The organism is Shewanella sp. SM68 (genome assembly GCF_025653925.1).
Lineage (GTDB): Bacteria > Pseudomonadota > Gammaproteobacteria > Enterobacterales > Shewanellaceae > Shewanella > Shewanella oncorhynchi.
In genome coordinates, this window is record NZ_JAKKRU010000002.1 from 63,679 (window position 1) to 85,112 (window position 21,434).

Annotated in this window: 21 protein-coding genes; 15 read left to right on the forward strand and 6 right to left on the reverse strand. The window is 46.5% G+C overall.

Annotation, left to right across the window (positions count from 1 at the left end):
* Window positions 1-64: 64 nt before the first annotated feature.
* The 14 genes from leuS (at window position 65) to lipA (ending at window position 14,221) form a co-directional block, all read left to right on the forward strand.
* The gene (gene leuS / locus L5M40_RS03405) at window positions 65-2,644 is read left to right on the forward strand and encodes a leucine--tRNA ligase (RefSeq protein ID WP_263256244.1); all 2,580 of its coding nucleotides are present in this window, start codon (window positions 65-67) and stop codon (window positions 2,642-2,644) included.
* Window positions 2,645-2,744: 100 nt separating this feature from the next.
* Window positions 2,745-3,239 carry an LPS assembly lipoprotein LptE gene (gene lptE / locus L5M40_RS03410; RefSeq protein WP_113939287.1) on the forward strand — a complete coding sequence of 165 codons (495 nt, stop codon included), beginning with the start codon at window positions 2,745-2,747 and terminating at the stop codon, window positions 3,237-3,239.
* Window positions 3,240-3,256: 17 nt separating this feature from the next.
* Window positions 3,257-4,288: a DNA polymerase III subunit delta gene (gene holA / locus L5M40_RS03415; protein ID WP_028761477.1), complete on the forward strand. Its 1,032-nt coding sequence runs from the start codon at window positions 3,257-3,259 to the stop codon at window positions 4,286-4,288.
* A 24-nt stretch (window positions 4,289-4,312) separates the two neighbouring features.
* A complete protein-coding gene (nadD, locus tag L5M40_RS03420) occupies window positions 4,313-4,963 on the forward strand; it encodes a nicotinate-nucleotide adenylyltransferase (RefSeq protein ID WP_263256246.1) in 651 nt (216 codons plus the stop codon).
* 107 nt (window positions 4,964-5,070) lie between these two features.
* Window positions 5,071-5,400, forward strand: a complete 330-nt coding sequence (gene rsfS / locus L5M40_RS03425) for a ribosome silencing factor (protein ID WP_006082751.1) — start codon at window positions 5,071-5,073, stop codon at window positions 5,398-5,400.
* Window positions 5,400-5,870, forward strand: a complete 471-nt coding sequence (rlmH, locus tag L5M40_RS03430) for a 23S rRNA (pseudouridine(1915)-N(3))-methyltransferase RlmH (RefSeq protein WP_006082752.1) — start codon at window positions 5,400-5,402, stop codon at window positions 5,868-5,870. Before rsfS ends, rlmH begins: the two co-directional genes overlap by 1 nt.
* A gap of 61 nt (window positions 5,871-5,931) precedes the next feature.
* Window positions 5,932-7,788: a penicillin-binding protein 2 gene (mrdA, locus tag L5M40_RS03435; protein WP_168822786.1), complete on the forward strand. Its 1,857-nt coding sequence runs from the start codon at window positions 5,932-5,934 to the stop codon at window positions 7,786-7,788.
* Window positions 7,785-8,891, forward strand: coding sequence for a rod shape-determining protein RodA (rodA, locus tag L5M40_RS03440; RefSeq protein ID WP_028761480.1), 1,107 nt, complete (start codon window positions 7,785-7,787; stop codon window positions 8,889-8,891). Before mrdA ends, rodA begins: the two co-directional genes overlap by 4 nt.
* Window positions 8,892-8,907: 16 nt before the next feature.
* Window positions 8,908-9,978 carry a lytic murein transglycosylase B gene (gene mltB, locus L5M40_RS03445; RefSeq protein WP_131523224.1) on the forward strand — a complete coding sequence of 357 codons (1,071 nt, stop codon included), beginning with the start codon at window positions 8,908-8,910 and terminating at the stop codon, window positions 9,976-9,978.
* Window positions 9,962-10,807, forward strand: a complete 846-nt coding sequence (locus L5M40_RS03450; protein WP_131523223.1) for a septal ring lytic transglycosylase RlpA family protein — start codon at window positions 9,962-9,964, stop codon at window positions 10,805-10,807. The genes mltB and L5M40_RS03450 overlap by 17 nt, the downstream gene beginning before the upstream one ends.
* A gap of 141 nt (window positions 10,808-10,948) precedes the next feature.
* On the forward strand, window positions 10,949-12,124 hold the full coding sequence (locus L5M40_RS03455; RefSeq protein ID WP_028761483.1) for a serine hydrolase: 1,176 nt from the start codon (window positions 10,949-10,951) through the stop codon (window positions 12,122-12,124).
* Window positions 12,125-12,245: 121 nt separating this feature from the next.
* Window positions 12,246-12,512: a DUF493 family protein YbeD gene (gene ybeD, locus L5M40_RS03460; RefSeq protein WP_006082758.1), complete on the forward strand. Its 267-nt coding sequence runs from the start codon at window positions 12,246-12,248 to the stop codon at window positions 12,510-12,512.
* Window positions 12,513-12,605: 93 nt separating this feature from the next.
* Window positions 12,606-13,259 carry a lipoyl(octanoyl) transferase LipB gene (gene lipB / locus L5M40_RS03465; RefSeq protein WP_028761484.1) on the forward strand — a complete coding sequence of 218 codons (654 nt, stop codon included), beginning with the start codon at window positions 12,606-12,608 and terminating at the stop codon, window positions 13,257-13,259.
* Window positions 13,256-14,221 (forward strand): lipoyl synthase, encoded by a 966-nt coding sequence (lipA, locus tag L5M40_RS03470; RefSeq protein ID WP_028761485.1) that lies wholly within the window; start codon window positions 13,256-13,258, stop codon window positions 14,219-14,221. Before lipB ends, lipA begins: the two co-directional genes overlap by 4 nt.
* Window positions 14,222-14,369: 148 nt before the next feature.
* Here the strand turns inward: lipA and L5M40_RS03475 are convergent, their stop codons facing one another.
* Both L5M40_RS03475 and L5M40_RS03480 read right to left on the reverse strand, forming a co-directional pair.
* Entirely contained in the window at window positions 14,370-14,957 is a 588-nt protein-coding gene (locus L5M40_RS03475; protein ID WP_411569079.1) for a GNAT family N-acetyltransferase, read from the reverse strand.
* A 47-nt stretch (window positions 14,958-15,004) separates the two neighbouring features.
* Window positions 15,005-15,370, reverse strand: coding sequence for a hypothetical protein (locus L5M40_RS03480; RefSeq protein ID WP_028761487.1), 366 nt, complete (start codon window positions 15,368-15,370; stop codon window positions 15,005-15,007).
* A gap of 243 nt (window positions 15,371-15,613) precedes the next feature.
* Between L5M40_RS03480 and dpsA the strand changes: the two genes are divergently transcribed.
* Window positions 15,614-16,081, forward strand: coding sequence for a DNA starvation/stationary phase protection protein DpsA (dpsA, locus tag L5M40_RS03485; RefSeq protein ID WP_028761488.1), 468 nt, complete (start codon window positions 15,614-15,616; stop codon window positions 16,079-16,081).
* A gap of 93 nt (window positions 16,082-16,174) precedes the next feature.
* Here dpsA and L5M40_RS03490 read toward each other — a convergent pair whose 3' ends face one another.
* From L5M40_RS03490 to L5M40_RS03505, 4 genes are all read right to left on the reverse strand, one after another.
* The gene (locus tag L5M40_RS03490; RefSeq protein ID WP_263177247.1) at window positions 16,175-17,431 is read right to left on the reverse strand and encodes a DUF1624 domain-containing protein; all 1,257 of its coding nucleotides are present in this window, start codon (window positions 17,429-17,431) and stop codon (window positions 16,175-16,177) included.
* Window positions 17,421-19,568, reverse strand: a complete 2,148-nt coding sequence (locus L5M40_RS03495) for a TonB-dependent siderophore receptor (RefSeq protein ID WP_263214232.1) — start codon at window positions 19,566-19,568, stop codon at window positions 17,421-17,423. The genes L5M40_RS03490 and L5M40_RS03495 overlap by 11 nt, the downstream gene beginning before the upstream one ends.
* An 85-nt stretch (window positions 19,569-19,653) precedes the next feature.
* Complete coding sequence (locus L5M40_RS03500; RefSeq protein WP_220775743.1) at window positions 19,654-19,944, reverse strand: DUF2607 family protein; 291 nt, start codon at window positions 19,942-19,944, stop codon at window positions 19,654-19,656.
* Window positions 19,945-20,408: 464 nt separating this feature from the next.
* Entirely contained in the window at window positions 20,409-21,428 is a 1,020-nt protein-coding gene (locus L5M40_RS03505) for a siderophore ABC transporter substrate-binding protein (RefSeq protein ID WP_317629663.1), read from the reverse strand.
* Window positions 21,429-21,434 lie beyond the last annotated feature (6 nt).

Below are 21,434 nucleotides of genomic sequence, written 5' to 3' on the forward strand. Positions count from 1 at the left end.
AGATCTTACTCGCGCTGATATGGCGTTAGATCCAATAATAGGCGGCACTGCCGGAAATAGAGTGATGCAAGAGCAATATAATCCCTCAGAAATTGAAGCCTTAGTGCAAAAGCACTGGCATGACAACAAAACCTTCGAAGTCACTGAAGACGCAAACAAAGAAAAGTTTTATTGCCTTTCGATGTTTCCGTACCCTTCTGGCAGACTCCACATGGGACACGTACGCAACTATACCATAGGTGACGTAGTTGCACGCTTTCAACGTCTTCAAGGCAAAAACGTGCTCCAGCCTATTGGTTGGGACTCATTTGGCCTGCCCGCAGAAAATGCCGCGATTAACAACAAGACTGCGCCTGCGCCATGGACCTATGAAAACATAGAATACATGAAGAACCAGCTGAAATTGCTAGGTTTTGGTTACGATTGGAGCCGTGAAATCGCCACTTGTACCCCTGAATATTATCGCTGGGAACAATGGTTCTTCACTAAGTTGTACGAGAAGGGCCTAGTCTATAAAAAGACAGCTTCAGTCAACTGGTGTCCAAACGATGAAACCGTACTGGCGAACGAGCAAGTTCAAGACGGTTGCTGCTGGCGCTGTGATACCCCTGTGGAACAAAAAGAAATTCCACAGTGGTTTATTAAGATCACTGCCTATGCAGAAGAATTGTTAAACGATATCGATACCTTAGATGGCTGGCCTGAACAGGTTAAGACCATGCAGCGCAACTGGATTGGTCGCAGCGAAGGTGTAGAAATGACCTTCGGCGTCGCAGGTCACGATAAAACCTTCGATATCTATACCACACGTCCAGATACCTTAATGGGTGTGACCTATGTGGCGATTGCCGCAGGTCATCCATTAGCTGAAATCGCCGCGCAAACCAATCCTGAGCTTGCCGCCTTTATCGATGAGTGCAAAAACAGCACAACATCTGAAGCCGAACTCGCGACTATGGAAAAACGCGGTGTCGCTACAGGGCTTTTCACCATTCATCCGATCACTGGTAAGCAAGTGCCGATTTGGGCAGCTAACTTTGTGTTGATGAACTATGGCACAGGTGCCGTAATGTCAGTTCCTGGGCACGATCAACGTGACTTTGAATTTGCAAAAAAATATGGTCTAGCGATTGAAGCTGTGATCAAGCCAGTTGATGGCGAAGTGGACATTAGCGAAGCCGCTTATACCGAAAAAGGCGTACTGTTTAACTCGGGTGAGTTCGATGGTTTAGACTTTGACGCGGGCTTTAATGCCATCGCTAACAAGTTAGTCGCCGAAGGTAAAGGCAAGCGCCAAGTCAACTATCGTCTACGTGATTGGGGTGTTTCACGTCAGCGTTACTGGGGCGCACCAATCCCTATGGTGACCTTAGCCGACGGCACTGTGATCCCTACACCTGCAGATCAACTGCCAGTATTGCTGCCAGAAGATGTCGTGATGGACGGGATTCAAAGCCCTATCAAGGCCGATAAAGAATGGGCGAAAACCCAAGTCAACGGTCAAGATGCGCTGCGCGAAACCGATACCTTCGATACCTTTATGGAATCGTCTTGGTATTACGCCCGTTATTGCAGCCCGCATGCAGACGAAATGTTAGATCCTGCTAAAGCCAACTACTGGCTACCTGTGGATCAATACATTGGCGGTATCGAACACGCTTGTATGCATTTGTTATATTTCCGCTTCTTCCACAAGTTGCTGCGGGATGCGGGTCTGGTTAACTCTAACGAGCCAGCCAAACAACTGCTGACCCAAGGCATGGTGTTGGCCGATGCTTTCTACTACATCAACGAAAAAGGCGCCCGTGTATGGGTTTCTCCTTTAGATGTAGCGACTACAGAAAAAGACGACAAGGGCCGTATTACTAAGGCTATCGACAAAGACGGCAACGAGCTGGTTTATACCGGCATGTGCAAGATGTCTAAGTCGAAAAACAATGGTATCGATCCTCAAGTCATGGTCGAAAAATACGGCGCCGATACCGTTCGCCTATTTATGATGTTCGCCTCACCACCAGAATTAACTCTGGAATGGCAAGAGTCTGGCGTTGAAGGCGCACACCGCTTCATTAAACGTCTGTGGAAGCTTGCAAACGAGCATATCACCCAAGACAATAGCGAAGCCTTAGATGTCAGCAAGTTAACAAGCGACCAAAAAGCGCTGCGCCGTGAGGTCCACAAGACGATCGCGAAAGTGACCGACGATATCGGCCGCCGTCAGATGTTCAACACTGCGGTTGCCGCCGTAATGGAACTGATGAACCATCTGCAAAAAGCACCACAAACGACAGGTCAAGACAACGCCATTATCGGCGAAGCCTTATCCGCCATAGTACGTTTGCTGTACCCTATCATTCCGCATGTGAGCTTTAACCTGTGGAACGAGTTAGGTAATGCAAGCAACATCGAAGACAGCCAATGGCCAATCGTTGATGAAGCTGCGCTAGTTGAAGACAGCAAGCTCATCGTTGTGCAAGTCAACGGTAAAGTTCGCGCAAAAATCACAGTAGCCGCCGACGCTGATAAAGAATCAGTAGAAGCCTTAGGCATGAGTGATGAACACGTGATCAAATACCTAGACGGCCTGACAGTACGTAAAGTGATCTATGTGCCGGGCAAACTGCTCAGCATAGTGGCCAATTAACGGCTGCTAATAACTCGCTATACTCAAAGCCAATGAAGTTGCAGCATAGCTGCAACTTCAAGCCTGCAGGGTATACCACGAATAGGAAACCGCGAAATCTATGCTAATTAAACGCATATGCTTCGCAATCATGGCACTGGTCATTATGACCAGCGCTGGTTGCGGTTTTAAGCTTCAACGCAGTTATCAGATCCCTGATGCTCTCAACCATTTGAGTTTGAGCAGTGCGGATGAATACAGTGAACTCACCCGTTTGGTGCGTGAACGCCTGCGCTTGAACAATATCCAAGTTGTCGACGCCGCAGATAATGTTCCAGTATTAAGGTTAATCACCGACTCCCTTGAGCGATCGACATTATCTTTGTACCCCACAGGTAACGTCGCCGAGTATGAGTTAATTTATTTAGTCGAATTTGCTGTGGCACTGCCGGGCAAAGAAGCGCAGCCTTTCAAGGTTGAAATTCGCCGCGACTACTTAGACGATCCACGTACCGCATTGGCAAAGAGCCGTGAAATGGAATTGCTGACGAAGGAAATGCGTATCCAAGCTGCCGATCGTATTCTGCAGGCAATGGCCAGTACTGAGGTGAATTAATGCGGGGCTATCATTAAATGAGAGTCTATCCAGACCAACTCTCCCGCCACCTTAACCAGTTATTTCCTTGTTATCTGATTTTTGGGGATGATCCTTGGTTGATTGAAACCACCAAAGATCAGATCCGCCAATTCGCCAAGCGTCAGGGATTCGATGAAAAAGTCCAACTCATTCAAGAGACGGGCTTTAATTGGAACGATCTGACTCAGGAATGGCAGGCCATGAGCCTGTTTTCCAGTAAACGCTTGATTGAGCTAACCCTTCCCCAAGCTAAGCCCGGTGCCGAAGGCTCAAGCACACTGCAAGCCCTATTACAGACGCCCAATCCCGATATGCTGTTGATTATCGAAGGGCCAAAGCTCGCCACAGAGCAAACCAACAGTAAATGGTTTAAGACCTTAGATGCCCATGGCATGTATCTGCCCTGCGCCACGCCAGAGGGCGAGCAGTTTATGCGCTGGCTCGATGGCCGCATCAAGCACTTTAAGCTCAATCTACAGCCTGATGCCCGTGCTATGTTGCATTCTCTGTATGAAGGGAATTTACTGGCTGCCGATCAAGCCATGCAGTTGCTGCAACTCCTGAGCCCAGCAAAACCCGTCAGTGCCGACGAACTGGGCCACTATTTTGAAGATCAGTCGCGCTTCACCGTATTCCAACTCACGGATGCATTGCTGAATAATAAACAGGATAGCGCGCAGCACATGCTAGCCCAGCTCAATGGCGAAGGCACTGCCTTACCTATTCTGCTGTGGGCCTTGTTTAAAGAACTCGGTTTGTTATTCAATTTGAAATGCGAGCAAGCCCAAGGCGTTGCGCTCAGTGCACTCTGGGGTAAACATCGAATTTGGGATAAACGTAAGCCACTGTATCAAGCGGCACTGCAACGACTCAGCCTTGAACAACTCGAACACATGCTCGCCCTCGCCTCGAAACTTGAGCTCAACTTAAAGCAACAGGGGAAAGAGGATTGGACTGGGCTGAGCCACCTGTGTCTGTTATTTGATCCTAGAGCCCATCGGCATCTGGCACATATAGCCATAGACTAATCATAGGTTAACCAAAGGCTTGATATGCGTATTGGTATTTTAGGCGGCACCTTTGACCCGATACACTATGGTCATATCCGTCCTGCGATTGAAGTGAAGCAAGCATTAACCTTGGATAAAATCCTGCTGATGCCGAACCATATTCCGCCCCATAAACAGCAGCCGAACTTAACCACAACACAGCGCCTCAAAATGGTAGCCGATGTCTGTCAGCAACTCGACGGATTTGCACTGTGCGACATCGAAGCTAAACGCGACACGCCTTCCTACACAGTGGTCACGCTTGAGCAACTGAAAGCCTTACATCCGGAAGACGAGCTGTTTTTTATCATGGGGATGGACTCTTTCCTCCAATTAAAAAGCTGGTATGAGTGGCAACGCCTATTCGACTTTGCCCATCTCGTTGTCTGTCAGCGCCCGGGTTGGCAGCTCGATACAGAGCATCCTATGCAGCAGGTATTGACGGCCCGCAGTCAAGCGCCCCAAGGGACAGTGGAAGGTCATGCTAGCAGTGTCCATAAAAACTGTGGGCAGATTTTCCCTGTGACAATTACGCCACAGGATATTTCCTCAACTCAAATCCGCGAACAACTGGCAAAAGGCGAAATGCCCACCGATTTACTTATGCCCGTCACGCTAGATTACATCAAAAATCAACGACTTTACTTACCTTAGCTCGAACCGTAAGCAGATATCGCCAACTCAACTGCCAATGACAATGTATTCCCAGCAGCAACACTGGTATACTACCGCGCTATTTAAAATTAATGAGGTACGCCAGCGTGCAGAGCGCGGAATTAAAACAGTTTGTTGTCGACAAGATCGACGACTTGAAAGCCAGAGACGTTGTTGTTCTGGATGTCAGCAAGCAATCTAACATCACTGACTACATGGTCATATGTTCAGGTACATCAAAGACTCACGTTAAAGCTATCGCCGAAAACCTTGTGGTTGAAGCGAAAAAAGCTGGTATTCCACCTTTAGGTGTTGAAGGCCGCGAAAGCAGCGAATGGGTTCTTGTGGACATGGGCGATGTGATCCTGCACGTTATGCAAGATCAAACCCGTGATTTCTACCAGCTTGAAAAGCTCTGGTCAGAAAAGCAAGACTGATGAAGTTACAGCTCATCGCAGTAGGAACACGGATGCCCGATTGGGTTACCCGTGGTTTCGAAGAATACCAGCGCCGTTTTCCCCGTGATATGGCGCTGGAGCTTATCGAAATACCCGCTGGAAAGCGGGGGAAAAATGCCGACATTGTCCGGATACTTCAAAAAGAAGGCGAACAAATGTTGGCGGCCATTCCCAAAGGCAATCATATTGTTAGCTTAGATCTCCCCGGCAAAAACTGGACGACCCCCGAGCTAGCAACCGCACTGACTAAATGGCAACTCGATGGTCGCGACGTCAGTTTACTGATTGGTGGACCTGAAGGATTAGCGCCAGCTTGCAAAGAAGCGGCAAACCAAAGTTGGTGTCTTTCGGCATTAACCTTACCTCACCCACTCGTACGGGTGGTGGTTGCCGAAAGTTTGTACCGCGCGTGGAGCGTGAACACGAATCACCCCTACCATAGAGAATAGCGGGATCTTGATGTTAACGAGTGTCAACCACCCGTCATGGGATCAGCCGGAGATAGCATAAGTGTCGCCAAAAAAGCGGATAACAATGCATGATCACGCCGCCGAGGCGTCTCTTTTTAAGCGCAGGGCGCTTTTCACTTTTTTTTGCGTTTTCGCTCTATTTAGCGTATTAGTCACCAACCTTTATCATTTACAGGTTGAATCCTATAAAGATTATGCAACTCGCTCAAATGATAATCGCATCCGTGTTGTTCCAATTGCCCCTAGTCGTGGTCTCATTTACGATCGCAACGGTATACTTTTAGCTGAAAATTTACCCTTTTATTCCCTCGATCTCGTGCCCGAAAAAATCAGTAACATGTCAGAGACCTTAGATGAACTCGGCAAGTTAATTGAGATCAGTGATGATGAGCGCGAAACCTTTACTGACGCCCTGAAATTTCATCGCCGTTTCAAACCGTTAACACTGAAAAACCAGCTCACCGAAGAACAAGTGGCCATTTTTAGTGTTAACCAACACAGATTTCCGGGTATTTCGGTCGAAGCGGGTCTTAAACGTAACTATCCCTACGGCGCGCAAATCACCCATGTGCTGGGCTATGTAGGCAAAATTAACACCCGAGATCGCGCCCAACTTGAACGCAGCGATCTATGGAAAAACTATGCGGCAACCAAAGACATTGGTAAGCAAGGCATTGAAAAATTTTATGAATCTTTGCTGCATGGTAAACCCGGACACTTAGAAGAAGAAGTGAACAACCGCGGCCGCGCCATTCGCACCTTAAAAATTGTGCCGCCAGAGCCGGGACAAGATATTTACCTCACCTTAGATCTCAAACTGCAACAAAAAGCGGTGGAACTACTCACAGGTCTGCGCGGTTCTATTGTCGCCATCGACCCCCGTGACGGTGGAGTATTAGCTATGGTATCGAGCCCAAGCTATGATCCAAACCAGTTTGTACAAGGCATTAATAGCAAAGATTACAGTGCGTTACTCAATGATAAATCCCGCCCTTTGATCAACCGGGCGACTCAAGGTCAATATGCACCAGCGTCTACTATCAAGCCTCACCTCGCACTGTTAGGCCTTGATGAGAAAGCCATTAGCGAGAGTACCCGAGTGTGGGATCCCGGTTTTTGGCAAATACCTGGTGTTGAACGTAAATACCGCGACTGGAAACGCTGGGGGCATGGCTGGGTCAACGTTTATAGCGCGATTGTAGAATCCTGCGATACCTTTTTCTATGAGTTAGCCTATAAGGTCGGTGTCGATCATATCGCCCGCTTTATGGAACAATTTGGCTTTGGCCAAAATACAGGGATTGATATCTTTGAAGAATCGGCTGGCAATATGCCATCCAAAGAATGGAAACGCTTAAAGTACAATCAAGCTTGGTATATAGGCGACACCATTTCCGTCGGTATTGGCCAAGGTTATTGGACGGCAACGCCATTACAACTCGCTAATGCCGTTGGGATTATGGCCAACAAAGGCCGCCGTCTCCCGCCACATCTGCTGAGATCCATTAAAGACAATACCGCCAAAATTGACTCACCGATTAATGAGTTACCACCAATTGAACTTAAAAATCCCCGTAACTGGAACATCATCAACGAAGCTATGCGCCAAACTGCAAATAAGTCACGCTTTACCGATGCCACTTACACTGCCGCAATGAAAACCGGTACAGCACAGGTCATTGGCGTGGCGGAAAATACTAAATACGATGCCAGTAAAATTGCCGAACATTTCCGCGATAATGCTTTAGTTGTGGCCTATGCGCCCTTCGAGGATCCTAAAATTGTCCTCGCCGTCGTGATGGAAAACGCAGGTTGGGGCGGCGCAAATGCTGGCCCAGTCGCTCGAGCTATGCTCGATGAATATATGCTTAGAGATACTTGGAAACCCATACCATGAGTACCCATAGCCAATATCAAAACATCTGGCAACGCTTGCACATAGACTTGCCATTATTGCTCGGACTATTAGCTGTGATGGGCTTTGGCCTGTTTGTCATCTATTCTGCCAGCGGTGCAGATTTAGAAATGATGGAACGACAACTATTCCGTATGGTGTTGTCGCTAGGCATCATGTTTACCATGGCACAAATTAATCCTGAAGCGCTTAAACGTTGGGCATTACCCATTTATCTTGCGGGGGTTGTCTTGCTGCTTGGGGTACACTTTTTCGGTGAAATCAATAAGGGCGCGCAGCGCTGGTTGAACTTAGGCTTTATGGAGTTCCAACCCTCAGAGCTTATTAAACTCGCCTTCCCCATCACAATGGCTTGGTATATCAGTAAGTTCCCTCTTCCCCCCAAGAAACGTTACCTCGCTGGCGCAGGAGTGATTTTACTCGTACCAACCCTATTGATCGCTAAACAACCCGACTTAGGCACCTCAATTTTGGTGGCCGCATCGGGGATTTTTGTGCTGTTTTTATCGGGTATGAGCTGGATCATTGTTGGCAGTTTTATCGCGGCAGTACTCGCTTTCCTGCCTATCCTTTGGTATTTCTTGATGCACGATTACCAAAGAACGCGGGTATTAACCTTGCTCGATCCAGAGCAAGATCCCCTCGGCGCGGGTTATCACATTATCCAGTCGAAAATCGCCATCGGCTCAGGTGGGCTTTGGGGCAAAGGTTGGCTCGAAGGCACTCAATCACAGCTTGAATTTATCCCTGAACGTCATACCGATTTTATCTTTGCGGTGATCGGTGAAGAATTTGGTTTAATTGGCAGTATCTTATTGTTAATTATGTACCTTTACATCATAGGCCGTGGGTTAGTCATCGCCTCCCGCGCACAAACCAGTTTCGCTCGTCTACTGGCTGGCAGTATCACGCTGACGTTTTTCGTTTATGTTTTTGTGAATATTGGCATGGTTTCAGGTATCCTGCCCGTGGTAGGTGTACCACTGCCCCTTGTCAGTTATGGTGGAACCTCCATGCTGACATTGATGACAGGGTTTGGCATTCTTATGAGCATTCATACCCATAGACGTTTCGTAGATAGATAATTTTAGGGACTTTTTTATGCCTACTCTCCGAGCTTATTTGGCTCCACTCGGTTTACTGTGTTTAAGTTCATGCCTAGTCGCATGCACTACGGCAAATGAACCGACACCCGCGCAGGCACCCGCTTCAAGCATGCCAGTGGCTCCGGCCGCTGAAGTCGCACCCGCAACTCCCGCTGAGCTCAAAGAAGAGTTTATCCAAGCTCAAGTAAAACAAGGTTTTACTCGGACAGAAGTGCTCGCTTTTCTCGACAAAGCAAAATACAACCAAGGGGTTATCGATGCGATGACCCGTCCATGGGAAGCAAAACCTTGGCATGTGTATTACCCGATTTTTTTAACAGAAAAACGTCTTGATGCTGGGCTCGCTTTTTGGAAAAAACACGAGAAAACCATTACTAAAGCGGCGGCTAAGTACCAAGTCGACCCACAGATTATCGTCGCCATTATTGGGATTGAAACCTTCTACGGGCAGTTCACAGGAAATTACCCTGTGATTGATTCCCTCTATACCTTAGGTTTTCACTATCCGCCTCGCGCCACCTTTTTCCGCAAGGAATTTGGTGAGTTGATGAAATTAGTCAAAGAAGAACACTTAGATATCAATACCCTCAAAGGCTCCTATGCGGGTGCCATGGGTTATGGGCAGTTTATTCCCTCAAGTTACCGCCATTACGCCGTCGATTTCGATAACAGTGGTAACCGCGATTTATTGCAAAGCCCAGAGGATGCGATTGGCAGTGTCGCCAATTATTTCCATGAACACGGTTGGCAAGCCAATGCACCCGTTGCTTTGCCGCTGGTCAATAGCAGCCAAACAGCGCCAAAAGCGAAAGTATGGGCAGGCGAAAAGCTCAATTATAAAGTCGCCAATATTCTAACGCCAACCTTGTCCTTAGCTGATGCGAGGGACTTAGATGTCTCGCAAAAAGCCTTACTCATTAAACTGGAACAAGCCGATCACGATGATTATTGGCTTGGCTTAAACAATTTTTATGTAATCACTCGCTATAATCGCAGTCCTTTGTATTCAATGGCCGTTTATCAATTTAGCCAACAATTAAAGGAACAGCATGCCGCTAAAAAATAATCTTTTACAGCTTGTCGCTTTGGTTGCGTGCTTCACACTTGTTGCGTGTTCTTCGAGCCCAAACCAAGCTAGCTCCAGCACAAACAAAAAAAATATGGACCCCAACAAGGGGCGCTATTCGCTAAAGAATGACAAGCTGCCACTCAATCCACCCAATGTGGATCATGTGCCAAATGCCACGCCTAAGTACGAGCCCTATAGTCGCCGCGGTAACAAGCCTTATACGGTTTACGGCGAGTCTTACACTGTGATGAACACAGGCCAAGGTTTTAGTGAAACGGGCCGTGCCTCATGGTACGGTGAAAAATTTCATGGCTATGAGACATCCAATGGCGAACCCTATGACATGTATTCCATGTCGGGTGCCCATAAAACGCTGCCACTGCCAAGTTATGCTCGGATCACTAACTTAGATAACAATAAGCAAGTGATCATTCGTATCAACGATCGCGGGCCATTCCACTCAGACCGTATTCTCGACGTCTCCTACGCCGCCGCCTATAAACTCGGCATGCTCGGCAAAGGAACCGCGCGGATCAAACTCGATGTGGTGTATGTCGGCAGTGTCGCGGCCACTAATTCGGCTATTGCCAGCGCGCAAGATACAGGTAATCATTACATTCAGTTAGTCGCATCGAAAGATAAAGCCAAACTCAATACCATGGCGAAAAATCTGGAGCGAAAATATCAGGTAAAGACCCGTGTACAAGCCGCAAACAATATGTTTAGACTACAGCTCGGCCCCATAGGCCAACCTGAATTAGCAGACAAACTGCTCAATAACGTCCAGCAAAATGGGTTTCCTGAGGGCTATATAGTCCATGAGTAATGACTGTTTGCTCGGACCAGAATTGATTTAAAAATAGAGATGAAGGAACCTTCACTAAAACCCACAGTCAGAAAGTGGTACACTGTTGGAGACCTTCTCGAATCCTTTCCATTTAATACAACCAAAAGACGTGCCAAGTTAATGATGAATTTTGTAAAAAGTCCCATTAAAACATTGCTGCTAATTTCCAGTGTGTCTCTCCCCGTTTATGCTGCGCAGCCTATTATTACACCTGATGCACCAGCAGTGGCCGCCAAGGCTTTCGTCTTGATGGATTATAATTCGGGCCAGATTATCGCTGAGAGTAACGCTTATGAAAGCCTTAACCCAGCCAGCCTAACTAAAATGATGACCAGCTATGTCATAGGTCAAGAAATCAAAGCGGGCAATGTCTCGGTCGATGATGATGTGACTATCAGTAAAAATGCATGGTCTAAAAACTTCTCTGACTCCTCGAAGATGTTCATTGAAGTCGGTACTACCGTTAAAGTCGGGGATTTAAACCGCGGTATCATCATCCAATCGGGTAACGATGCGTGTGTGGCTATGGCAGAGCATATCGCTGGCACCGAAGGCGCCTTCGTTGACATGATGAACTCATGGACAAAACAGCTGGGTATGCGTGATAGCTACTTCGAAAACTCCCATGGATTAGACTCAGAAAACCACAAAACAACCGCCTATGATATGGCATTGTTAGGTGCAGCCTTAATCCGCGACGTTCCAGAAGAATACCGCATCTATAGCGAAAAATTTTATACCTTCAACGGTATCAAACAATATAACCGTAATGGTTTGTTGTGGGATAACAGCATGAGCGTGGACGGTATCAAGACAGGCCACACCTCAGGTGCAGGTTACAACTTAGTCGCATCTGCAACCAAAGACGGCATGCGTTTGATTTCTGTGGTTCTGGGTACTCAAAGTGAATCTGCCCGTAAAGCTGAAAGTAAAAAGTTACTGACCTATGGCTTCCGTTTCTTTGAAACTGTCACGCCTTACAAAGCGGGTGATAGCTTTACAACCCAACAGATATGGTACGGTGACAAGAGCACTGTTGATTTAGGCGTCGCAACAGATACACCTATTACGATCAGCCGTGGCCGCGGTAAAGACTTGAAAGCAAACTTCGAGTTGACTAAGCCATTAGATGCACCGTTGAAAAAAGGTGAAACTGTAGGCCGTCTATTCTTCCAACTTGATGGTAAAGACATTGCCCAGTTCCCACTGGTAACGTTGCAAGAAGTCAACGAAGGTAGCTGGTTTAGTAAATTAGTCGATTACTTTAAGCAGATGTTTTCTGGATGGTTTAGCTAACCTAAGTCCCATAAATAAAGCCACCTTAGGGTGGCTTTATTTTTTTGGGGAGTGCATCGCCCTTGAATCGGGTATAATCGCCACCATATATATCCCAATATAGCCGCTAAGAGTACTGAGTATGTTAGACACTAAATTTGATGAACTGATGGATTTCCCTTGCGCATTTCCTTTTAAGGTCGTCGGTGAAGCCCACGAAACGCTAACTGACAAAGTCGTGGCTGTGGTACAAAAACATGCACCGGGTGATTATTCACCTTCGACAAAAACGTCGAGCAAAGGTAGCTATCACTCCATTACTATCCGCGTGACAGTGACAAGCAAAGACCATATCGAAATTTTGTACACTGAACTTGCCGCTATCGAAGGCGTACGCCGCGTACTATAAATATTCCTCAAGGCCATGAAATGTGATCTGTCTTACATTTATGGTCAAGAGGCGTATAATAGCGCCACTCAATTCTAAGGGGAGAGGTTGCCCTTGCAAGACACGACTTTGCACATTCGGCATCTTGGAAAACAAGATTACGAATCAGTGTGGCATGCCATGCAGCACTACACTGACACGCGTAATAGTGAGAGCCCAGATGAGCTGTGGATAGTAGAACACCCACCCGTGTTTACCCAAGGCCAAGCTGGTAAAAGCGAGCATATTTTGAATGCTGGCGATATTCCTGTGATCCAAGTGGACCGTGGTGGCCAAGTCACTTACCACGGCCCTGGACAACTAGTGGTATATCCTCTTCTCGACATAAAACGTAGTAAAGTCGGCGTGCGTCAACTCGTTACTCATATAGAGCAAAGCATTGTCGATATGCTCGCCAAGTACGACATTAACGCTTATGCCAAGGCCGATGCGCCGGGCGTATATGTGGACGAACGTAAAATTGCCTCCCTCGGATTACGCATCCGTAAAGGCTGTTCATTCCATGGATTAGCCCTTAATGTCGATATGGATTTAGCACCATTTCGCCGCATCAACCCTTGTGGTTATGCCGGTCTTGAAATGGTGCAATGCAAAGCACTTGGCGGACCACAAACCGTGATTGAAGCGGGCGAGCAACTTACTATTACTTTTAGCCAATTACTGGGCTATCAACACCTAGTTCATCATCAAGGATTAGCAGCGTCATGAATAGGCCTGAACGTTTACAACCCGGAGTAAAACTAAGAGATGCCGATAAAGTGTCTCGTATTCCGGTCAAAATCGTCCCATCAGAGCGCGACACTATGTTGCGTAAACCCGATTGGTTACGGGTTAAACTGCCGGCATCGAATCAACGCATTTTAGACATCAAGCAAGCGCTGCGTAAAAATGGCCTGCACTCTGTCTGTGAAGAAGCCTCTTGCCCTAACCTTGCGGAATGCTTCAACCACGGCACAGCAACCTTTATGATTTTGGGTGCGATTTGTACTCGTCGTTGCCCATTCTGCGACGTGGCCCATGGTCGTCCGCTTAAGCCTGATGCTGAAGAGCCAGTTAAATTGGCGCAAACAATCCGCGATATGAAGCTGAAATACGTGGTAATTACCTCTGTAGATCGTGACGATTTACGTGATGGTGGCGCCCAGCATTTTGCCGATTGTATTCGTGAGATCCGCAAACTAAATCCTGACATCAAGATCGAAACCTTAGTGCCTGATTTCCGTGGTCGTATCGATGCTGCCTTAGATATTTTATCGACTGAGCCGCCTGATGTGTTTAACCACAACTTAGAAACGGCGCCCATGCATTATCGTAAAGCGCGCCCAGGTGCGAATTACCAATGGTCGCTCGATCTGCTAAAACGCTTTAAAGAACGTCATCCAAATGTGCCCACTAAATCAGGCCTGATGATGGGACTGGGTGAAACCAACGAAGAGATCGCTCAAGTACTGCGTGATCTGCGTGAACATAAAGTTGAAATGCTGACCTTAGGCCAATACCTACAGCCGTCTAAGTTCCATTTGCCGGTTGAACGTTATGTGCCACCAGCAGAGTTTGATGAGCTTAAAGCCTTAGCCGATGAGTTAGGTTTTACCCATGCAGCCTGTGGCCCATTAGTGCGATCAAGCTACCATGCGGACCTGCAAGCCCAAGGTAAAGAAGTAAAATAACCTTCTTGCTTAGATGTAGAGTTCAAGGTTATTAAAATAGAAAAACAGCGCCTTAGGCGCTGTTTTTTATTGGCTGTTTTTATGACTGTTGTTTATGAAGAGTGGTTCGTATAGCTGTCGTTATACGACATGAACGCTAATGCTCAGCTTATTCTTGGGTTATCGCTAAATCCATCAAGATAGCATCTTCTTTACCGCCCTCTATCGGGTAGTAACCTTTACGACGTCCCGATTCAATAAAGCCAGCCTGTTGATATAAAGCACGGGCGCCGAGATTAGACTCTCGCACTTCTAACATAAGCACCACAGCGCCCGATACTTTGGCCGATGCCATCACAGCCTTGAGTAATAACTTACCGTAACCTTTGCCCTGCTGACTCGGTAATAGGCAAATATCCAATAAAGTCACTTCATCGATAATTTGCTGCACTATCGCAAACCCTAAGAGTCCTTCGACGTGATAAGTATCTGAATCCGAAACAACGTCAATATTTGCCTCAGTATTTGCATCTACCTCTAAGTGAGCACTCAGCTTTAAACCTAGGACACGGTACAAGTGACCAAAACAATCGGCAAGATTCCCCTCGCTCATGGGATGGCTATGGGCCAAGGATTCAAGCTGCGCCATTTGGGGAACACCTTCAAGCGTGAGAGCCACAAGCTCAACAGGCAAACCTGCGGTCAATTGTGCTGCGAATGGTGTTGTGAATAGACTATCTACTGGTGGGATGTTCAACGCTGGTATTCCAAAGTATTGGTTATTAATGTATTTACGAGTAAAGCTTAAGACTTGCTTGGAGCTTGGCCGCTAACTTGGTCGCGCCATTGGTAAATCTGCTGCCAGAGCGCACTTTTAGCCTGCCAACCCACCAATAAATCGGCCAACGGCTCAGACACTAACCATGCGGTACGTGGCCTGACTTTGTGACGTCGCAGATCCCAAACGATCTGTTTTCCCGTATGGGGCTCACAGTCAAAATCACATTCGTCACGCTTTATGTCGATAAGTGTTAGCACTGCGTCAATAAGCGGCTCTGCTTCTGGTAACTCACCGTTTTCATCCCAAATCACTAAATAAGGTTTCACCTTAGTGTCGCGCACTCGCCAAGTTGTCACATTCATGGCGGTTAAATAGGCTGATTTATTCATTAGGGTCAGTTTTATTCAATTAAAGTATCAACTCACAATATCCCGCTAGGATAGCAGTTCTGCCATGGCATTGTTACTGCAGCACGGCGAAAGGAGATGATATCTGGCTTTATCGCTTACGAGATTTAACACACGAAAGTTCAATCGAATTTATAGATTTACAAAATCTAATTTACTCATTTTACATTTAATATCAGAAGATTAGACTAAACACACTCAGTAAGACAATAGAAGGAAAACGCCATGATTAACATAGGTATCAATCAAGCTCACAGAGAAGAAATCGCCGCAGGGCTAAACCAACTATTGGCTGACAGCTACAGTCTTTACCTTAAGACCCATAGCTTTCACTGGAACGTTACTGGCCCAATGTTCACTAGCTTACACTTGCTATTTGAACAGCAGTATACCGAACTAGCCCTTGCGGTCGACCTTATCGCAGAGCGTGTACGTGCATTAGGCGCCAGAGCACTCGGCTCATATTCAGCCTATGCCGCGCTGACCGAGATAAAAGAAGATCAAGGTGTCACTCAAGCCGAAACCATGATCCGCGAACTATTAAGCGATCAGGAGCTAGTAATCCGCAATGCCAGAGCCTTGTATCCGCTGGTGAATCAAGCGAATGATGAAGCGACTGCGGACTTACTCACCCAGCGCATCCAACTGCATGAGAAAAACGCTTGGATGTTACGCAGCTTACTCGCAGAATAATCGCTAAATAGATTATTGCTCTGACCAAAGCAAAAAGTCGCCAAGTAAACACTTGGCGACTTTTGCATTTAAAGCTTGATCACGCAAAATAGATTAGAGGTACTTAATCCAAGCCTGAGTGCTGTGCTTTTTATATTTGCTAAATCGCTTAACGGGATAATACAATGCGATGGCTAACACGCCCGCGATAAACCAAACCCATCCTATATTGCTCACGCCAAAGTACTCACCATGGTTTGCGCCAAAGATGAATTTCGCTAAAGTATAAAGCAGTAACAGCACGTACAAATGTAAGATATAGAAGAACATAGGGACTGAGCCAAACACAGACAACCCATGGCCCACTCGCGCTAATCCCCCTCCCACTTTCCCACTTGATGCAAAATACCGCTCAAAGGCCACTAAGCAAAAGAACATGCCGCCGAAGGTCACCAGTAAAAAGCTTAATGATGGCGGGTATTTCGTTAAATTAAATACCGACATCAAGGTTTCACCCAAATGTGCTCCCGACTGCCAAGGCAAGGTTTCGCCATAAAGGTTAAACCCACGTAGCACCGCAAAAAGTACCCAACAGCTGATCCCTAAAAACAGCAGCTTTTGCTGGCGAGCCGATGCATCAAGATGGCTTCCATTCGGTTTATTACTAAAAAGTGGCCCTGCAACATAACCCAGTAAAATCACCCCAATCCAAGGCAGCACGGGATAACTCACCTTAACCCTAAGCGCACCTTCGCTGACGAGATAACCGCGGTCGTGCAATATGGTCCACAGACCGTAAGCCCACTCATTGGGCTGAAAACCAATTGGCGTCAACAGATTATGGCCAAAAACAATCGCAAATCCTAAAAGGGCCATCCAAGGTCTAGGCAGGTTTATCATCGCAGCGAGCGCTAACATACTCAGACCAATCACCCAAATCACCTGTAACCAAAGGGTGTAATAGCTGACCATCCAAGAGAGGTTAGAGACGTTAATCACTAAAATTTCCAGCGCGATTAAAAACAGCCCGCGTTTAATCAAAAACATACGTGCTGAACGTGGCTCGCCATGGCTACTATTGGCATAAAGCCATGCAGAAACCCCGGTTAAGAACACAAAGACTGGCGCACAAAAATGGGCGGCAAAGCGACTCACAAAAAGCCCCCAAGAAGTCGAACTCAAATCCATAGGATCGCTCACCTGCATGTGAAAGAAAAACCGCTCCCGCACATGGTCGAGTAACATGATAAGCATCACGGCGCCGCGCATCATATCGATACTATTGATCCGGGTGCGGCCAATAGAACGACCCAGTTCTTGCTCGGCAAAACCTGAAGATAACGCTGGGTTAGCACTGATATTAGAATTCATAGCTGACACTCACTTTAATGCTACGTGGCTCACCCGGCACGGCCCAGAGAGCGGAATAGCTACTCGCGATGTAATGTTCATCCAGTAAGTTATCCAGATTCACTCCAAGGCTTAAGTTGTCGCTTAAGTGGGTGTTCATAAACAACCCAAGTAACTGATAAGAAGGCAATTGAAAACTAGGATCGGCAGAATCGCCGAGGCGCGAATCCACATAACGCCAGCTAAGCCCTAGATGACCATCAATAGAAAGCCTATTCAAATCCTGTTTCAGAATCACACTCGCGGTATGCTTTGGCACATTCACCAGTGGACTGCCTGCAGGAATGAGCACGCCCCAATCAGGATTCAAGCTGTCATTGGCGGTACGGGTATTAAGATAGGCATAGGATAATTTTGCTTGTAAATCCTCTGTCAGTTCAGCGGCTAAATCGAGTTCAACCCCGCTACTTTTAGCTTTACCTAAGGTGGCAGAAAAACCAACATTGATAGGATCTGAGGTCAAGATATTGCTCTTTTGAGCATCGAACACGGCTAAACTACCGTTTATAGGAAGATCGTTTAACCAAGTACCATTAAACTTCATCCCCAGTTCAACCGACTGACTCTCTTCCGCTTCGAAGGGCTGACCCGCAAAGTCAGTTCCAGAAAGCGGTAAAAAGCCTTCAGAATAAGAACTATAAAAACTTAAGGCATCGGACCATAAATACACCAGACCGACTTTAGGGCTAACCCTACTATCGGTTTGCTCTGATAGCGTGTCTTTCGCGACTTCACTGATATCCTGCTGATAACTATCGAACCTTAACCCAAGATGCAGCTTCCACTTTTCAGTGAGATCCATTTGATCTTGCAGGTAAGTTCCCCACGCCTTTTGGGTTTCGTTATTCTCATACAGCAAACTCACCTCTGGCTGAGGCCCGCCGTATTGCGGCGCATAAATATCGATGGCATATTCACCTTTTTTGCCTCGATAGCGATACAACCCCGTCTTTAAACTATAGTGATAGGCATCGGCGCCGAGCAGCAAATTGTGGCGAATAAAACCGGTATCCACATGACCACTTAACTCTAGACGCAGTGAATTATCCTCGGAGGCATAGTCACGATATCTGTGCTGCCGGGTTAGCGTGCGGCCATCATCAAATAGCGATTGCCGCCCCTTGGCCAACTCAGCATCGGACGAATAGCCCTTTAAACTAGAATCACGATAGTTGTAGCCCGCGGTTAATGACCAATCATCATTTAATTCATAGTCATAGGTCAGCTGGTGCCCAGTAGCATTCACCACAGTTGCGCCATCATTAGGCTCACCTAAATAACGCGAGCGTGGCACAGTATTGATATCGTTATTGAGCACTATAATGCCGCGATCGAATAGCTGTTCCTGCTTGAGGTATTCCATTTCATAAAGTAACAAGGCTTTATCGGAAATCTGCCAACGCACTGACGGCGTGACGATTTTTTTATCGCTGAACACATGATCGCGAAAACTATCGTATTCCTGCCACGCGCCATTAATCCGAAATGCCAAGTTGTCGGTTAAACCTGAGGTTACATCTCCTTCTAATCGATATTGATCGAAACTTCCTGCCGACGCCTTTAAGTAGCCACTGGTTTCATACTGAGGTTTCTTCGTCACTATATTGACCGTACCACCGGGCTCAGAGCGGCCATAAAGCGCCGAACCAGGGCCTTTTAAGATCTCAACATAGGCGACATTCGATAAATCCCTATGGCCACTAAAACCTCGACCGCCATTAAAGCCATTGATTAAATAGCCCGATGGCATGTTCTCGTTACCCGGAAAACCGCGCAGGGAAAAGCTATCCCATAAACCGCCGCCATTGTTTTGCCGCGCCACACTGGCGGAATAATCCAGCACATCTTGAAACCGCGTCAGCCCCGCGTCTTTGATCAATTGCTCATCTAACACACTGATCGCTTGCGGAAGTTCAGTTGCAGACACATTGCCACGGTAAGCTTGGCGATAGTGGATACTTAAACGTTCAATGTCAGTCTCTAAAATAGCATTACCAGATTGAGCATCCTCCGCAGCCAGCAGCATTGAAATAGGATTGAGTGCAACCAAGGCACCCAGCAAAAGCGCAGCGCGCTTGGGCATATATAAAGAGGTCATTTTCACTCCGAAAATAAACAGCATCGACGCCTTCACTAAGCCAAGGCGCTCAAAGTTAATTAAGATAAATTGAATAAACAGTAACTTATGCTGTTATGGGCGGAGCACGACTATTGAAGAAACGACTAAAAGGTCGTTTAAAGGAAATGGCTTGGAACTCAACCGAGATATAACTCTGTTGAGTGAGTTGGAAATGAAAGGGTGTACTGGTTATCGCATGTTGCAACTGGTGCTGATGCAAGCACAGCGAACAATGGGACTTAGGGTCTTCGTTAGCATGGGAAATACTGTGAACAGCAATGGCCACAGACAATAGCACCAACATGGCAGCAAGCCATATCGCTAGGGTGCGTCTTGTTTGCATCACACTATTCAAACCCTACTTCCTCACATAATTTGGCAGGCGATTGTATGTTAAGCACAACTAAAGTTGCAAACCGATTTACCTAAGCCGCAGGGCTTAAATGTTACAAGAGGTATACGGCAGTTTTATGAGAAACAGCATTTATGAGAAAAAGCGATAACCGCGAATGAATAGAGAGGGCGCTAAATATATCGAGGCTAAATGGCAGATAAAATAAAACGGCTCGCATATTTCTATGCAAGCCGTTGTTTTATTTGGCAGGGGTGGCAGGACTCGAACCCGCAACCATCAGTTTTGGAGTCCAGACGTAAACAATCTAATATCAAGTCTTTATCCTGTTACTTAGAAAAAGACACTGAGAGAAAAATAAAATAACTCTATGATTTAATTAATTTAAAAATTTACTTTTCTAACAAGTTTACTCACTATTTTGACTAAATAACGCATTTATCTAGTGAATCATTAGCTGGTGTAAGTCAACGACTTACAGCCAGCGGCTCCTTTATATAGCCCTTTAATACATCATCAATAATGATGTTAAGGGATGTTATTCCGGCCCCTGTGATATACCAAGCCTCAGGATCTACAAAAATGATGTTTCCCGTCTTCCAAGCATTCGTCTCACGCAAGAGAGGGTTATCTATGGACTGTTTATCCAATACAGGGCTTCGCTCCATGACTGCGGTTCTGTCTACCACGTAAATGATGTCAGGATTGTTTTCAAGAATGAACTCGCTTGATACAGGTTGGCCGTGCAATCCCATCTGCTCTGATAAGCTAGCGGGTTTAACCCCTAGCCCACTGTAAATGAACCCATACCGAGAACGAATACCTAAGAATCGAAAAGCACCATTATTATGCAACACCACGAGTGCTTTCTCAGGCCTATCCTGAATAACCATTCTGGCGGCTTGGATCTTACTTTCCAGTTCATCCACTTTATGTTTTGCCAAGGTTTGCTTATCAAATACTTTCCCCAGCACCAACAAGTGTTGTTTGACTATATCAAAGTAATCGCTGTTACTGTCTTGATAATCAATATCCAAATGAATGGTCGGAGCCAAATTCGAAAGCGCCTGATAATGAGTTGCTTGAATAGATGACATCAGCACCAAATCGGGTTTAAGTGCATAAATACGTTCCATATTGGGCTGAACTATGGCGCCTAAATCAACGATATCATTGTTGTTGCTATAGTCCTGCAGGTAGTAAGGAACAAAATCCTTTGGCATGCCGATAATGGGAATATCTAGCTGTTCGAGATAATCGACTTCATTCATATCGAGGGCCGCAACGCGTACCGGCCGTTTTGTAATAACTGTAGTGCCCAACTTATGGGTTATTTCAACAGGTGTAAAACTTGAGTCGCTAGTATCAGACGTTGCAAGAATCGTCTGCTGTACTGGCTCGCTTTTATTGTCGCAGGCCAGCAAAAAAGCCGAGCTAAATAACAGAATCGCCATCACTTTAATACCGCTTTTACATTTCGACGTCACTTGTAT

Bases quoted from the DNA above. Each gene is read 5' to 3' on its own strand.
- ybeD (WP_006082758.1), top strand. From the start codon at position 12,246: ATGTTAGACACTAAATTTGATGAACTGATGGATTTCCCTTGCGCATTT.
- L5M40_RS03450 (WP_131523223.1), top strand. From the start codon at position 9,962: ATGCCGCTAAAAAATAATCTTTTACAGCTTGTCGCTTTGGTTGCGTGC.
- leuS (WP_263256244.1), top strand. From the start codon at position 65: ATGCAAGAGCAATATAATCCCTCAGAAATTGAAGCCTTAGTGCAAAAG.
- rlmH (WP_006082752.1), top strand. From the start codon at position 5,400: ATGAAGTTACAGCTCATCGCAGTAGGAACACGGATGCCCGATTGGGTT.
- L5M40_RS03495 (WP_263214232.1), bottom strand. From the start codon at position 19,568: ATGACCTCTTTATATATGCCCAAGCGCGCTGCGCTTTTGCTGGGTGCC.
- lipA (WP_028761485.1), top strand. From the start codon at position 13,256: ATGAATAGGCCTGAACGTTTACAACCCGGAGTAAAACTAAGAGATGCC.
- holA (WP_028761477.1), top strand. From the start codon at position 3,257: ATGAGAGTCTATCCAGACCAACTCTCCCGCCACCTTAACCAGTTATTT.
- L5M40_RS03490 (WP_263177247.1), bottom strand. From the start codon at position 17,431: ATGAATTCTAATATCAGTGCTAACCCAGCGTTATCTTCAGGTTTTGCC.
- L5M40_RS03480 (WP_028761487.1), bottom strand. From the start codon at position 15,370: ATGAATAAATCAGCCTATTTAACCGCCATGAATGTGACAACTTGGCGA.
- nadD (WP_263256246.1), top strand. From the start codon at position 4,313: ATGCGTATTGGTATTTTAGGCGGCACCTTTGACCCGATACACTATGGT.
- L5M40_RS03455 (WP_028761483.1), top strand. From the start codon at position 10,949: ATGATGAATTTTGTAAAAAGTCCCATTAAAACATTGCTGCTAATTTCC.
- lptE (WP_113939287.1), top strand. From the start codon at position 2,745: ATGCTAATTAAACGCATATGCTTCGCAATCATGGCACTGGTCATTATG.
- rodA (WP_028761480.1), top strand. From the start codon at position 7,785: ATGAGTACCCATAGCCAATATCAAAACATCTGGCAACGCTTGCACATA.
- dpsA (WP_028761488.1), top strand. From the start codon at position 15,614: ATGATTAACATAGGTATCAATCAAGCTCACAGAGAAGAAATCGCCGCA.
- mltB (WP_131523224.1), top strand. From the start codon at position 8,908: ATGCCTACTCTCCGAGCTTATTTGGCTCCACTCGGTTTACTGTGTTTA.